The 13277-nt window shown below is 43.9% G+C and carries 14 protein-coding genes and 1 pseudogene; 4 read left to right on the forward strand and 11 right to left on the reverse strand.

What is annotated here, in order from left to right:
* Window positions 1-273: 273 nt before the first annotated feature.
* The 10 genes and pseudogenes from AC4II3_RS25780 to cpcB all read right to left on the reverse strand — a co-directional run bounded on the left by AC4II3_RS25780 (window position 274) and on the right by cpcB (window position 9376).
* Window positions 274-1574, reverse strand: a pseudogene (locus tag AC4II3_RS25780) (response regulator).
* 32 nt (window positions 1575-1606) lie between these two features.
* Window positions 1607-1987, reverse strand: coding sequence for a response regulator (locus AC4II3_RS25785; RefSeq protein ID WP_488013061.1), 381 nt, complete (start codon window positions 1985-1987; stop codon window positions 1607-1609).
* Window positions 1977-4145: an ATP-binding protein gene (locus AC4II3_RS25790; RefSeq protein ID WP_488013063.1), complete on the reverse strand. Its 2169-nt coding sequence runs from the start codon at window positions 4143-4145 to the stop codon at window positions 1977-1979. The genes AC4II3_RS25785 and AC4II3_RS25790 overlap by 11 nt, the downstream gene beginning before the upstream one ends.
* Window positions 4146-4279: 134 nt before the next feature.
* Window positions 4280-5017 carry a phycocyanobilin:ferredoxin oxidoreductase gene (locus tag AC4II3_RS25795; RefSeq protein WP_488013065.1) on the reverse strand — a complete coding sequence of 246 codons (738 nt, stop codon included), beginning with the start codon at window positions 5015-5017 and terminating at the stop codon, window positions 4280-4282.
* Between the two features lie 236 nt (window positions 5018-5253).
* Window positions 5254-5493 (reverse strand): rod-capping linker protein CpcD, encoded by a 240-nt coding sequence (cpcD, locus tag AC4II3_RS25800; RefSeq protein ID WP_293030731.1) that lies wholly within the window; start codon window positions 5491-5493, stop codon window positions 5254-5256.
* 73 nt (window positions 5494-5566) lie between these two features.
* Complete coding sequence (locus tag AC4II3_RS25805) at window positions 5567-6427, reverse strand: phycobilisome rod-core linker polypeptide (RefSeq protein ID WP_488013067.1); 861 nt, start codon at window positions 6425-6427, stop codon at window positions 5567-5569.
* A gap of 45 nt (window positions 6428-6472) precedes the next feature.
* Entirely contained in the window at window positions 6473-7291 is an 819-nt protein-coding gene (locus tag AC4II3_RS25810) for a phycobilisome rod-core linker polypeptide (protein ID WP_488013069.1), read from the reverse strand.
* Between the two features lie 54 nt (window positions 7292-7345).
* Complete coding sequence (locus AC4II3_RS25815; RefSeq protein WP_488013071.1) at window positions 7346-8164, reverse strand: phycobilisome rod-core linker polypeptide; 819 nt, start codon at window positions 8162-8164, stop codon at window positions 7346-7348.
* Between the two features lie 104 nt (window positions 8165-8268).
* Entirely contained in the window at window positions 8269-8757 is a 489-nt protein-coding gene (gene cpcA / locus AC4II3_RS25820) for a C-phycocyanin subunit alpha (RefSeq protein ID WP_075901022.1), read from the reverse strand.
* A 100-nt stretch (window positions 8758-8857) separates the two neighbouring features.
* Window positions 8858-9376 (reverse strand): C-phycocyanin subunit beta, encoded by a 519-nt coding sequence (gene cpcB, locus AC4II3_RS25825; RefSeq protein ID WP_488013073.1) that lies wholly within the window; start codon window positions 9374-9376, stop codon window positions 8858-8860.
* Between the two features lie 1045 nt (window positions 9377-10421).
* Between cpcB and AC4II3_RS25830 the strand changes: the two genes are divergently transcribed.
* The 4 genes from AC4II3_RS25830 to AC4II3_RS25845 all read left to right on the forward strand — a co-directional run bounded on the left by AC4II3_RS25830 (window position 10422) and on the right by AC4II3_RS25845 (window position 12839).
* On the forward strand, window positions 10422-10616 hold the full coding sequence (locus AC4II3_RS25830; RefSeq protein ID WP_488013075.1) for a hypothetical protein: 195 nt from the start codon (window positions 10422-10424) through the stop codon (window positions 10614-10616).
* Window positions 10617-11126: 510 nt separating this feature from the next.
* On the forward strand, window positions 11127-11951 hold the full coding sequence (locus AC4II3_RS25835; protein ID WP_488013077.1) for a calcium-binding protein: 825 nt from the start codon (window positions 11127-11129) through the stop codon (window positions 11949-11951).
* 164 nt (window positions 11952-12115) lie between these two features.
* Complete coding sequence (locus tag AC4II3_RS25840) at window positions 12116-12364, forward strand: hypothetical protein (RefSeq protein ID WP_488013079.1); 249 nt, start codon at window positions 12116-12118, stop codon at window positions 12362-12364.
* Window positions 12365-12689: 325 nt separating this feature from the next.
* Window positions 12690-12839, forward strand: coding sequence for a hypothetical protein (locus AC4II3_RS25845; protein ID WP_488013081.1), 150 nt, complete (start codon window positions 12690-12692; stop codon window positions 12837-12839).
* A 229-nt stretch (window positions 12840-13068) separates the two neighbouring features.
* Here the strand turns inward: AC4II3_RS25845 and AC4II3_RS25850 are convergent.
* A partial coding sequence (locus tag AC4II3_RS25850) for a hypothetical protein (RefSeq protein ID WP_488013083.1) occupies window positions 13069-13277 on the reverse strand: 209 nt, incomplete at its 5' end.

A 13277-nucleotide genomic window follows, 5' to 3' on the forward strand; every position in this document is an offset into this window, starting at 1 on the left:
CTTGGGTCGCGCCTCTGGTTGAGGCGTCGGGGACGCGCGCGGGAAACCCGTTCGCGTAGCGTCGGCTTCGCCGATAAGACGAATAAGACCGTCCCTGATTTGAGTTGAGAATTGGAAGCCCCAACCGAGAGCGTTCGCGCCCCGCGTGACCAAAGGTCAAGCAGGTTGGGGTACTTCACGGTTACAGCTACAGCCCCTTGGAAAGGATGGGTGCAGTGTCAGTTTTGGTGGTACCATGTCAGGGCATTCGGGCCTTGCATAGTCAGCCGCTAACTAAGGATAAGTTCCTGCCTGAAGTCGCACTCTTTCAAGGCGGTTAAGAATGCGATTAGCCAATTCTGTTGCCACAACTGGTTTGCTGACAAAATCATCAGCACCAATAGCAAATACTTGATTCTGGGTTGTCGTGTCTGTATGGGCACTTAGAAACAAAACTGGCAGTCGGCACCAATAGGGATGAGAATCCTCATTAATAATCAACAACAAAGGAGAGTGCTCCGAGAGCTGATGAGGCACTTGCCTAGTTTATTTTCCTAGGTTAGTTCATCGCGCAGAGCGGTTAAAAGTACTTGAAAGTGGAAGATTTGTTCAGCACCCAAATCAGTATCCCCTTGCAAGATCCCTTCAAGTTCCCGGGCTAAGCGCGACCCTTCTGAGAAACCAAAAATACCCAAGTTTCCAGCTAAACTATGAGCTGCCAACCTCCCTTGTTCTTGATGGGAAAAACTCAGAGACCCTTCTGAGAAAACTCTAGGGACTTGCTCTAAGATAGCCAATTGATTACGGCTCTTTTCCCGGTACTTTTCCCAAGCTGCAGCGATCGCTTTGAGGTGTTTTGAGTGGTTATTGGCAGTAATTTCTTCTTGGATTACCGTAGTAGATTTAGAATCAGCATTGTCTGGCTGCAACTTTAGTCTATAGCCCAGTCCATGTACTGTTTCAATCAGATCTTCCGGAGCACCAGCAATTCTTAATTTCCGGCGTAGCTTTCTTAGATGAGATCTAACTGTTGCTTCCGCTGGAAATTCTTTCGAGGACCACAAATTGTCTATAATTTCGTCAGTACTAAAAACATGATGGCTGTGGCGCAGGAATAACTCTAGTAGCCCATATTCCTTGGGGGTTAATGAGAGCAACTGAGTGTCGTAGGTTACTTTACAGCTGCGCGGGTCTAGTTGCAAGCTACCCCAACTCAGTACAGGCAGAGAGTTTGAGTTTACTCGACGCAATAGAGCTCGCATGCGAGCTGCTAGTTCCTCAAGATCAAAAGGCTTAGTTAGATAGTCATCGGCACCAGCATCTAGCCCCCTAATCTTGTCTACACTAGCATGGCATGATGTTAGTAAAAGGATAGGCATGTGATAACCACTGGCGCGGAAACGCTGACAAAGACTAATTCCGTCAACCTTTGGCAGCAACAAGTCCAGTACAATCAGGTCGTAGGTATAAGTTGACCCATAGGCCCATCCCTGTTCACCGTCAGTTACAGCATCAATCACATAATTTTGCTTGGGAAGGCTGTTTTTGAGTAAATCAATTAAAGACTCATCATCCTCCACTAGTAATAGTCTCATGTGTACAACTACAAACGATCAACAATAATGAATCACAACTTCCATTCCAACATTTCTGCTATTTGAATAGCCAAAGTTATAGAATTAAAGGGTTTGATAATAACACCAGAAATCCCGATTTTTTTAAACGGGTGTTGCTCTGCTATCTGAGTCTTTGCCGTCAAAAAAATAACGGGAATTGACTGCGTTTTGGAATTGGCTTTTAACTTCGCAAAGGTTGCGATTCCATCCATATCTGGCATCATTACATCAAGTAAGATTGCGTCTGGCAGTTTAGTTTTAGCCATAGCAATACCTTCCAAGCCTGAAGAAGCGGTTAGTACCTCCCAATCTGTTTCAAGTTCCAGACCGACTTGCACCACTTCCTGGATAGTTTCTTCATCGTCAATTAGCAAGATGCATTTAGTACTCATGGTTATCTTCTTCTTGCTGTTTTAAAGCGGGTAGGGTAAAATAAAAAGTACTGCCTTTACCTAGGGAACTCTCTGCCCAAATTTTGCCGCCGTGTTGCTGGATAATTTTGCGGCAAATCGTTAGCCCCAGACCTGTTCCACCTTTCTTACGGGAATCAGATGAGTCCACTTGCTCGAAGCGCTCGAAGATACTTTCGAGCTGGCTATTGGGGATGCCTTGTCCCTGATCTTTGACTTGAAATGTGACATAGGCAGTTGTGGAGCATCCCAGCTGTTTCTGCTTTTTGGTTCTATTAACCTCGTTATCTGTGATTGCAGAGAGCCAAACTGTGCTATTGGCAGGTGAAAACTTAATTGCGTTGCTTAGTAAATTAGTCAAGGTTTGGACAATATAGTCGGGGTCAGCCCAAACAGAGAAAGAGGTGGACTTGGTTGCCAACTTAACCCCATGTTCAGTAGCCATTGTTTGCATAGCCTGGACTGCTTTTTTGATCAAGTCAGCTGCATTGCAGGCTTTTTTGTCCATATTCACCTTACCTGACTCAATGCGCTGTAGGTCTAAGACATTATTGACTAAGCGCACCAGGCGATCAGTTTGTTCGTCGGCAATTTCCAGCATTCGCTGTCCTGTGGCAGAGAGCTTACCGAGTTTTCCCGTCGCCAGGATTTTCAGGGAACCGTGAATTGAGGCCAGAGGGGTGCGGAGTTCGTGACTGACCACTGAAATGAACTCGTCCTTCATCCGTTCTATGGCTTTGCGATCGCTAATATCACTTGTTAAAGCAAAAAAACCTTTGACTAAACCCTCCTCTTCGCTGAGATGAGGGATGTAGGTAACGCTGACGGAGTGAGTGCGTCTATCTTTGAGGGTCATTTCATGTTCATAGGTGACTGTCCGACCTGACAAAGCAGCCTCCACATGCACCCGAATCTGCTGATAGACTTTCTTCCCATGGACTTTCTGAAGGTGAGATCCAGACACCTCTAAAGGGGAAAGTCCCAACCAGGTTTTGTAGGCTTGATTGTTGAAGCGATAGCACTGTTCCTTGTCAATGTAGGCAATTAAAACAGGCAGTGCATTGGTGATGAGGCGGAGTTGTTCTTCAGAACGACGCAAAGCTTCTTCTGCCTGAAGGCGATCATTGATTTCCTGTTGCAGATTGCTGTTTACTTTCCTCAACTCGGCTGTCCGTTCTGCAACCATCTCTTCCAGATTCTCCAGCAGTTGAGCTTGGGACAGGGCAATGCCGATTTGGTCTGCCAACTGTTGCATCAGTTCAACCTCAAACTCACTCCATGGTCGAGCAGCCTGACACTGATGGGCGATCAGCAAACCCCAAAGTTGATTCTGGGGTTTAACTCGGCGATTTTGGCTGTTTGTATGGGAGTTGAGGCTTTGTAAGATCGGCACAACCAGTTTGGCTTTGACATGCCATTCATCCAGAAACTCAACTAAGCACTCAGCCAAAGCGGCATCAGGGCTGTGAACATCAGCGTAAGCTTGGGTGCGACCTTGACCATAGAGTTCTCGGTACTCTGCAGGAAAGACTTCTTCGGGAAACTCAACGTCGAGAATTGCCGGATATGTCGGTAAGGTCGCTTCGCTAATGATTTTACCTGTTCCATTGGCAAAAACTTGGTAAATCAGTACTCGATCAGCCCGAAGAATTCTTTGCACCTCTGTAACAGCAGTTTGTAGAATTTCTTTGAGTTGCAAAGATTGGCGAATTTTGAGAGTTACTTCAGAGAATAACTCTACCCGCTGATGTTGGCGTTGGAGTTCCTCTTTTGCTGCTTGTCGGCGCTTGGTAATGTCCCGCAGAATCAACAAGTGATTACCAGGTGACAAGTCTATAACTGATGTATACTCCACTGCTCGTGTCGTGCCATTTGGGCAGAGGAGTTGAACTTCCCCAATTTCTTGCCCTCTTTCCCAAAAGAGGTGCCATGCTTGTTCAAAATTGAGATCTAGTTTAAAAAAATTAATAATGGACTGATTAATCAACTCCTCCCTTGCTAAACCAAATAAATCACAGACAGCAGGGTTCACCTCTATGAACTGACCGTTGTCACCAACGATAGCAATTGCTTCAAAGGAGCGCTCGAATCCAGCTTTGAGAAGAGATTCAAGCCTTTGAGGTTTCTCAGCAGACTGCATGACTACGCCAAATGTTAACTACTTTACTGTAATCTAAAGTAATCAAACTTTATTAAAAATTTACAAAAGTTAACTTTAAGACTTCTATTGCCCGTGAAATTTCAGTTGGAGATTTCCCTAACCTCCAAACCCAATCAAGGGGAATCAAACAGCATTGTAGTTATATATCGTTGTGCCCATTGCTGACCAAAAGACTGTTCTAAGATTCTTCGAGTCTTGTCATTATGCTGCTGCTGAGTACAGTAGTAGCGTTGTCCTGCCAGAATTTCAGCTTCCTGATAAGGAGAAGAAATCGGCATCATGGCGGTCGCAATTTGACAATGCAGAGTCAAAAAATTCTTGACTTGGTCAAGGAAAGCCGCTTCTTCTTGAGCATCGGCAGGACGCACAAATATACAAAATTCCGAAAAAATATCTCCCCACTTGGGTAAATCCCGGTGTTGAGAAAACTTAATTTTGGGTAGTTTGGCTAAAACACTGCGGTAGGATATCGGTAAGATGCGCTCAGTGGTAACAGGAGACAGATCAACAATAGCCGCACTAATTAACCTTTTTCCTCCCACAAGATCAACTCCGAAAATTGGCAAGTTGTAGTTGGAGTGGGGGAACATAACACAGTGGAGAATATCAAGGCGATGACTTACCTTTGCTAACTCTAGGTGTAATTTGCGAAACTGGGGGGTCTGATAACAGCGATTTTCAATCAATAGTTTCTCCCCTTCTAAGTTTCCCTCCACATAACCGAGATCCTCTGGTATAGTGTAGGGAGACAGAGATAAGTAATGTTGCCAGTGGGCTTCAATACAGTTTGCAAGTTTGCGAATGAGAGTATGCTGGTTTTCTCTTAGAGAGGGTTGAAGAGTTTTTACCATCTTATATTAAGGTTTTAAATAAGGTTTTTTCCGTATCAACTTAAGCCGGAAAATTTTTGTGGTGAGAAGGTGTTAGGTGTTAGGTATTAGGTGTTAGGTTGCAGGTTTTGGGTATGAAAAATGTCAAACCTAAATCATAATACTTAACATCTTCTTAAAAGTCCCCTAATATCTAATACCTAACCCCTAACACCTAGCACCTCGTCCCAACTTCAAGACATTTGGTAGTGTTGTTACTATGTTGTTGGCATAACCGGACGAATGCTGACGATTTTTCCTCCCATACGAGTAATGCGCTGCATCTCTTCATTCATTTGGCTGTAGGGAACCTGAATAAAGATACTGCTACTCTTGGGTAAAGGGTAACTGTTTTTAGTGTTTTCTTCCTTATGCCACAACCCTGTTACCTCATAGACAAAGGTACGACTTTCTGATGGTGAATTAGAACTGTCAAAAATTAAAGATTCACCCAGCATGTTTCCGATACCTCCTAATAGCTACCTCAGATTAGATTAACTCCTGAACTTCTATTTTTAGAGCAAATGTGATCTAAGCAAGTGTGATACTAGCGACTTTACCGCCCATTTTGTTAATTTTCTGGAGCGTATCCGATAGCTTCTCATAAGGAACCAGAAGCTCTTTGCTAATGCGGCGCACTTTGGGATATCTAGGCAAGTTCATTCCTGAGACTTCCAACCGATAGATACGACCTGCTCTTGCTGGACTTCGGAAGGTTTTATTGGGCGTAACACCTTTTTCAGAGGCTCGGTACGCCCAACCTTCACTACCGCCGGAAGGACCAACCACTGCTGAAACACTATTAAGAGCAAGTTCACTAGCAAGGCGAGGCGCTTTACCTTCAACTTGTGCGCGATCGCTATTGGCATAGCCTCGGTAAAGGCGGAACATGCGAGTAAAGCCCACAACCTTTTGTCCGGTTTGAGTTGAGAAGCCTCGATAATAAGGCACGATGAAGTCACCAAAGTTTTCATCGTATTCAGCAGAATCGATATAGGAATCAATATCTGCTTCAAAGCCATTGTTTTGGTAGAGGTCAAGGTGGTAAATTACCTCAGACTCATCATAGGGAGCTCGACCTAGCAAGTGCTTCAAGTTTAACTCAATCACCCGAGTTTGGAAGCTGGTGTACAGAAATTTCGACTTGTATAGCTCCGACTTAGCTACAGCTCGCACAAACTCCCGCACCGTGAGAGAGCCATTGCAGAGCAGAGATTCCAAACCGGTGAGGCGCTCATAAGCCATGATGTAGTCGTTACCGAGTACTTGTCGGTAAACAGCTTGAATGACGGCTTTGGCATCATCTTGGCTCCAGTTGGGGCGCAGTTCAATGGGGTTGCTATTGCTAAAGGCAGAGGTGCCTAAGCGGGATGCTGCTGTTGTAATTGCCACTTACTCTACTCCTATAGGACTCGACATTTAGATGTTCTAGAAACTTCAGGCACGGGTAATACTCATGACTTGACAACCGCGTTTGTTTAGTTTTTGCAGGGTGGGAGATAGCCGTTCGTAGGGCACGACATATTCACTGATGCTGCGCCTGATCTGAGGGGCACGTCCCAGACCTCCTTGAGTTACTCGGAGTCGATAGAACTGTCCCTGAATGTTTGCAGTTGTGCCGGTGAGTGCTTGTCCGCCGCTTGGGGTTCGCACTGGGTTTGCCATATTGCGAGCCAGCTCATAGGTTAAACTAGGACGACCGCCCTTGCCCTGAGCGCGATCGCTGTTGGCGTAACCACGATAGAGCTCGAACATGCGGGTAAAGCCGACGGTTTTTTGTCCCGGTTGATTGGAAAAGCCTCGATAGTAGGGTACAATGGAGGTGCCAAAGTTCTGCTCATACTCAAGGGAGTTTATGTAGGAGTCGATATCTGCCTCAAACCCCTCGTTTTGATAGATATCGAGATGATAGATGATTTCAGACTCATCATAGGGAGCCCGACCGAGTAGGTGCTTGAAGTTTAACTCAATTACTCTCGGATGAAAGTTGTTGTAGAAGAATTTCGACCTGTAGACTTCTGACTTGGCGACAGCCCGCACAAAATCCCTTACAGTCAGGTAGCCTTGGCAGAGTAAAGACTCAGCACTGGTGAGACGCTCAGAAGCCATGAGATGGTCGTTTCCGAGTACTTGTCGGTAAACAGCCTGGATAACAGCCTTAGCATTCTCTTGGGTCCAGTTGGGGCGCAGTTCAATGGGGTTGGCATTGCTAAAGGCGGAGGTTCCCAGCCAGGATGCTGCTGTGGTAATTGCCACTTGTTGTTCTCCTAATTTTTAATACTGCTTGATAGTCGTGAGATTTCAGTTGCCTTAGGCTGGTGTAATACTTGTTATTCGATCACCTTGCTTGCCAAGCTGCCGCAAAGTATAAGATAACTGATCGTAAGGCACCAGATACTCGCTAATTGTGCGCCGGATTTGAGGACCACCTCTTGTCACCCCTTGAGACACTCGCAAGCGGTAGAGCTGCCTTTGGCTACCTGCATTTGTGCCGATAACTACCTGTCCCTTGGTTTGGGTTCGGACAGGAGTTGCGGTGTTACGAGCCAGCTCATAAGTTAAGTGAGAGGGATTGCCATTGCCTTGGGCGTGATCGCTATTGGCGTAACCCCGATAGAGCTGGAACATGCGACTAAAGCCCACAACTTTCTGACCCTGTGGGCTCTCGAACCCACGGTAACTCGGCACAATCGAGTTACCAAAATTTTCTTGATATTCCTGTGAGTCGATGTAAGAATTTATCTCCGCCTTGTAACCTTTTTGATTGAAAAGATCGACATGATAGGCAATTTCCGACTCATCATAAGGGGCTCGACCCAGAAAATGCTTATAGTTCAACTCAATAAACCTTACTTGGGGTGTGGAGTTTAAGAACTTCTCCTGGTATAGTTCTGACAGAGCCAGTGCCCGGATAAAATCTCGTACCGTAATGTGACCTTGGCGCAATCGAGACTCTGCATTGGTCAAACGCTCGCAATCCATGACATGAGCGTTGCCAAAGACCTGTCGATAGACAGTTGTAATCACTGCTTGCACTTCATCTTCTGTAGAGTAGGAGCGCAGCTCCATTCGAGAGGAATCCGCAAAAGGTGCGATGCCTAACAGCCTTGCTGTTGTTGGACTTACCATATTAGTCTCCTAAATTTCTTTTCTAAAAAACATTGCCCGGAACTTCAGAAAACCGTTAATCGACTATCAACAGCCACCTGGAGTTCCGGGCAAGTCGAAAAACCCTAGCTAAGAGCGTTAATTGTGTAATCGAGATAGGAGTTTGCCTCAACGGCAGGGTCACCACTTAGACCATGGTTCGCCTTGATGTACTTAAGAGCTTCGACATACCAGCTCGGAGAAAGTTCAAAGGTGAGGTTGATTTCGGCGATTCCTGAGATCAGGTACTCATCCATTGGTCCTGTACTCCCAGTCACCAAACAATAGGTAACCATGCGCAGGTAGTAACCGATATCACGGGCGCATTTTGCCTTCCCTTCAGGAGTCGAAGCGTAGTTCGGTCCTTGCATCTGCGTGGTATAGGGGAACTTTTGGTAAACTGCTTGGGCTGCACCATTAACTAGAGTCTCAGCTTTACTGGTTAAGCTTTGAGCAGCTTCCAAACTTGCAGTAGCTTGGCGAAAACGACCGAACGCACTCTGAATTTCGGCACTGCTCAGAAAGCGGCCTTGGGAGTCAGCGGTAGCTACTGCTTCAGTTAGGGGAGTTTTCATAATGTAATCTACCTCTCAAAAAAAAGTTTTGCAAATTTTTCGTAAACAAATGCTACTGAAGAATTGAACGAGCAGATGGCTGTCCTAGGGTTTGGTGAAACTAGCCAACAGCAGCAGCAGCTCGATCAAAATAACCACTTAACTCAGACATTAGAGAGCTACAGTCACCAGGAGTAATACCAGTTCTGTCATTGGCAATGGCGATCGCAGCGTCCTTCATCTTATTGATACCTTCAGCTACAGAACCTCCAGGAACTCCTAGTGCTACATAGGTTTCCCGCAGGCCATTAAGGCAGCGGTCATCTAAAACACTGCCGTCACCAGCAAAAGTGGCATAGGTTACATAGCGAAAGACAATCTCCATATCGCGCAAGCAAGCAGCCATGCGACGGCCAGTGTAAGCATTGCCACCAGGCTGGATCAATTGGGGCTGCTCTGCAAACAGACTACGGGCAGCATTGGCTACAATTGAAGAGGCATTGCTTGTGAGTCGGTTGACCACATCCATGCGCTTATTGCTTTCAGCAACCATGCTCTTGAGGGAATTGAATTGATCGTTAGTGAGATATACACCTCGGGTATCAGCTTGGGCAACCACCCGTGCAAATGCATCTAACATTAAAGTCTCTCCTTACATCTTGACTTGTATAAATCCAAAACTCGATAGTAATTGACTGCCTGCCCTACTCTGCCAAACAGCAGAGTAATGAATCAATCAGCAGCCTTGAATTACTCCAGTAGCTTCAATTCCGTTGAGCCTTCTTGTTAAGAATTTTGTAGCCTCTCTCAGAGACACAAGGTAACTCAAGGAAACTGACCCCTAACTTTTAAGTCAGGGATGCAGCGGCTTTCGGACCAAGACTATTCAAGCAAATCGTCTGTGCAGATTTTGTGCAATTATGTGAGTCAATTACAAATCGTAACAATTCAGCTATTTTGTTTTTGTCCTCAAGGGGTGAAAAAAAGGCTACAAAGCACTCTGGGCAACGAATAGAGCGTTAAGCCTTTGCTGAAAATTCAGCCGTTTGTGAGCTTTAAGATTCTTCACACGAAACTAATTATCTGACCAGTTTATTGAGAGGATGTCTTAGGAGGTGGAGAAGGAGCTGGCAGACTTGAGTATTGTGCGATTCTCTTAGGGAGACGCTACGCGAACGCCCTATGCTGGTCGGGTGAGACGGGTGAAGATTGTTTCTCAGACGGACCGGGTGATCACTGCTGAGATTACTCTTGATGTTAGGGATGGTGGTTGATTCTAGGGCAAAGACATGTTTGTGGTAGTGCTGCCTTTGCTCAATAAGTTGAGAATAATCGGACTATGACACAGCCTTATTCAATAGTCCGATATTATCCGACATTAGCGGTTAGGTTTGATATTATGTTCGCCTACAATCCCAGTATAATTTACTTGATATAAAGTTTCGATGTAGTAAACTGCATTTGTTGATGAAGTAAACTGCATTTGTTGATGCAGTTTACTGAAATTTTTAGGAAAATAAAAAAGCGCAACATATAACTATCAATTGAATCGGTTAATATTTAAAATGAACTATGACACAGCCTTATTCATAGTTCGAGGTTATGGTTAGGTTTAATATTATGCTTGTCTTAACGGTATTAAGCTTAATCTCCTTTGGTTCCTAAAAATTAAGGAGAAAATTAGAATGAAGAATTCTCTTCAGGCTATGGGACATTTCTGTGTTCCTATAGCTCTTGCTGTTGTCGCTACTTGCACTATGAGTAGTGATGTCCAACAGAGCATCAAAGCTATTGTCCCATGGCTTCAGGTAGCAGCCTTTAGCACTACTACTGTTAATCAGGGATTACAGGCTGCTAAACGATTGCGTCGCTCTAAGTAGAGTTTGATGCTGTAGATGATTAGTACGAGTTGCTGATTATCGGTATAGTTTTGCCCCCTAATTCCCCAATTTTGTGATGCGACCCGTGGCGAATTTAATTTGCCTGTGGGAAGCGCACGGGGGGAGGAATAAAACTCTAAAAGTCCCCCGAGGGAGGGATTGCTCGGGGGACTAAGGGGGCTTTTTTTAAAATCAGGTGTTCAGCTTTGCTGTGCCAAAGACAATCGCGCTTTTACATCCATAGTCAGTAACACTATCTGACCACTAATACTTAGAAAATTATTTTTTCATTAAAGTATAATTATCAGACACCATTATCATAAATTAAAAAGCATTTTTAGAGTATTTTTTTTTTATTTGTGCATGAAATTCAGTCATTTGATAGTCAATATTTCGTGATTAATAGGACAAATGACTGAATTTATCTGATCAGTATTTACACAAGATTTTTTTTTGGGGATAATTTTTTTTAGCTATCAAGGATGGTATTTACTATCAAGGAAGATAAACATGACTAATATAATCAATGGAACACCAGGAAGTGAATTGATTGAGGGTACTCCTGGTGATGACCAGATTAATGGTAACGGTGGAGATGATACTCTTAAAGGTTTTGCTGGCAATGATCAAATCAATGGTGGCTCTGGTTTTGATGAAATCTTCGGTGGGGATGGTGATGACCAGCTAAATAGCAATGGTGGCAATGATATTATTCAAGGTGGTGCTGGCAATAACCAAATCAATGGTGGCTCTGGTAACGAAGCTCTATCGACATTTGGAGAGTCTGGTGATAACGAGATTAATGGCAACGGTGGCAATGATGCCTTGAATGGTGGGAATGGTGATGACTTAATAAATGGTGGTTCCCAGGTTGATCAAATTGAAGGTGATGATGGTGATGACGTACTAAATGGCAACGGTGGTGGTGACCAGATTCAGGGTTTTGGTGGAAATGACACTTTAACAGGCTCTTCAGGCAATGATAGCTTATATGGTGGCAATGTCGATGATTTTTCTTCTGCTAATAGTAACGATGGCGATGATATTATTTATGGTAATGGTGGAGATGATTTTGTTTTTAGTGGCGATGGTTTAGACCAAGTCTATTTAGGAACTGGTGCTGCTCGTGTCCTTTTAACTACAGGGGATGGGTTCGATACTATCTATAACTTTGATCTTAGTCAAGCTAACTTTGTTCTAGGCCCAGGCTTAGATTTTGGGAGCTTGGACTTTTCTGATACTAGCCAAGGAGTTGAAATAGTTGGTAACGGTGACCTTCTAGCAGTTCTAGTTGGAGTTCAGGCTAGTCAAATCGATAATCCTGATTTCTTTTAATTCTAATTTTTTCTTGTTAGCTTCACCTATTTGGTAGTTGCTCTTCATTTATGGGGAAAAACTAAAAATAGAAGTTATTCACAAATCTTGTATGGAAGTTCAATAGTCCGATGCGCTTCCAACTATATTGTTTCTAGACCCGATGATGGGTCTTTTTTTTTGTAATGACTAGGACTGTGGTTGGATCTATCTTTTTGATGGCTGCGATTCTCCTACAGAGACGCTACGCGATCGCCTTTGGCGCAGCTTTGCTGATCGCACACCCAAGCCTATCTCTACATTCCCTGGATTATCCCATTGTAAGCATTCAGCCGTCAGTTATCAGCTATCAGCTATTAGCCATTGGCGCGATTGCCACGCTAAGGAAACAGTTTATGGGGAAAGTCCCAGTATCGAAGCCTGTGCCACGCTAGTTGAGGTACTTTTTAATAAAATAAGCTGACGGCTGATAACTGATAACTGATAACTGATCCCTGATAATTAATAGTTGAATGATTATTTTTACTTTTGCTTTATTCTCGATTCCATATATTAGCTAATTTTTTTATCAATTTAACTCTTTAATTGTAACTACTTATTATATTAAATGAAATCTATTTCGTTTTTTTTTATTTTAAAATTGACAACAACCATAGACACTATTTATAATATAATTATGGCGAAAAGAGCCGCGCTTTGCGAACACCAACCAACAAGCGCGGCTCTCTCCCAAACCACAGTTTAGGTAACTCTATCATAATGGCAAAAAAACGATTTATTCATCATCCCATCGATTATCACGAAGCGATGGAGCGTCTTGAGCAGCTTGGACAACACAGGGAACCGAAGCAGGAAAATTTGTGTCCCTATCCCATCACAGAGCGAGAGCAAATTCTAATCCGACTGTAAGGAGGACAGAATTTAGAATTTAGAATGTAGAATGGAGAATGGAGAATTAAGAATGTAGAAGGCTGAATGTAAAATTTAGAAGGAATTAAGAAGGCAGAATAGTGAAAGCAGAAGTCAGAAGGCAGAAGGCATAATTCCCAATTCTAAATTCCCAATTCTAAATTCCCAATTCTTAATTCTAAATTCTAAATTCTAAATTCTTAATTCTTAATTCTCCAATGCGAACTAATTAGTAAAGCACTGCACCTGGTCCTTCAGAAATACCGGTATTGGGGACTTCTTCGTCTCCAACCCATTCAGAACCATTAAACACATTACACCACATCCATCCACTGTCATCTCGCCCTTGATGTAACAGGTAAATTTGGTCATTATATACGACGGCTGATGGTCCAGCAGTTATCCCAGTTTTATGTATCTTGTGATCTCCAGCCCACT

The organism is Moorena sp., from assembly GCF_982860115.1.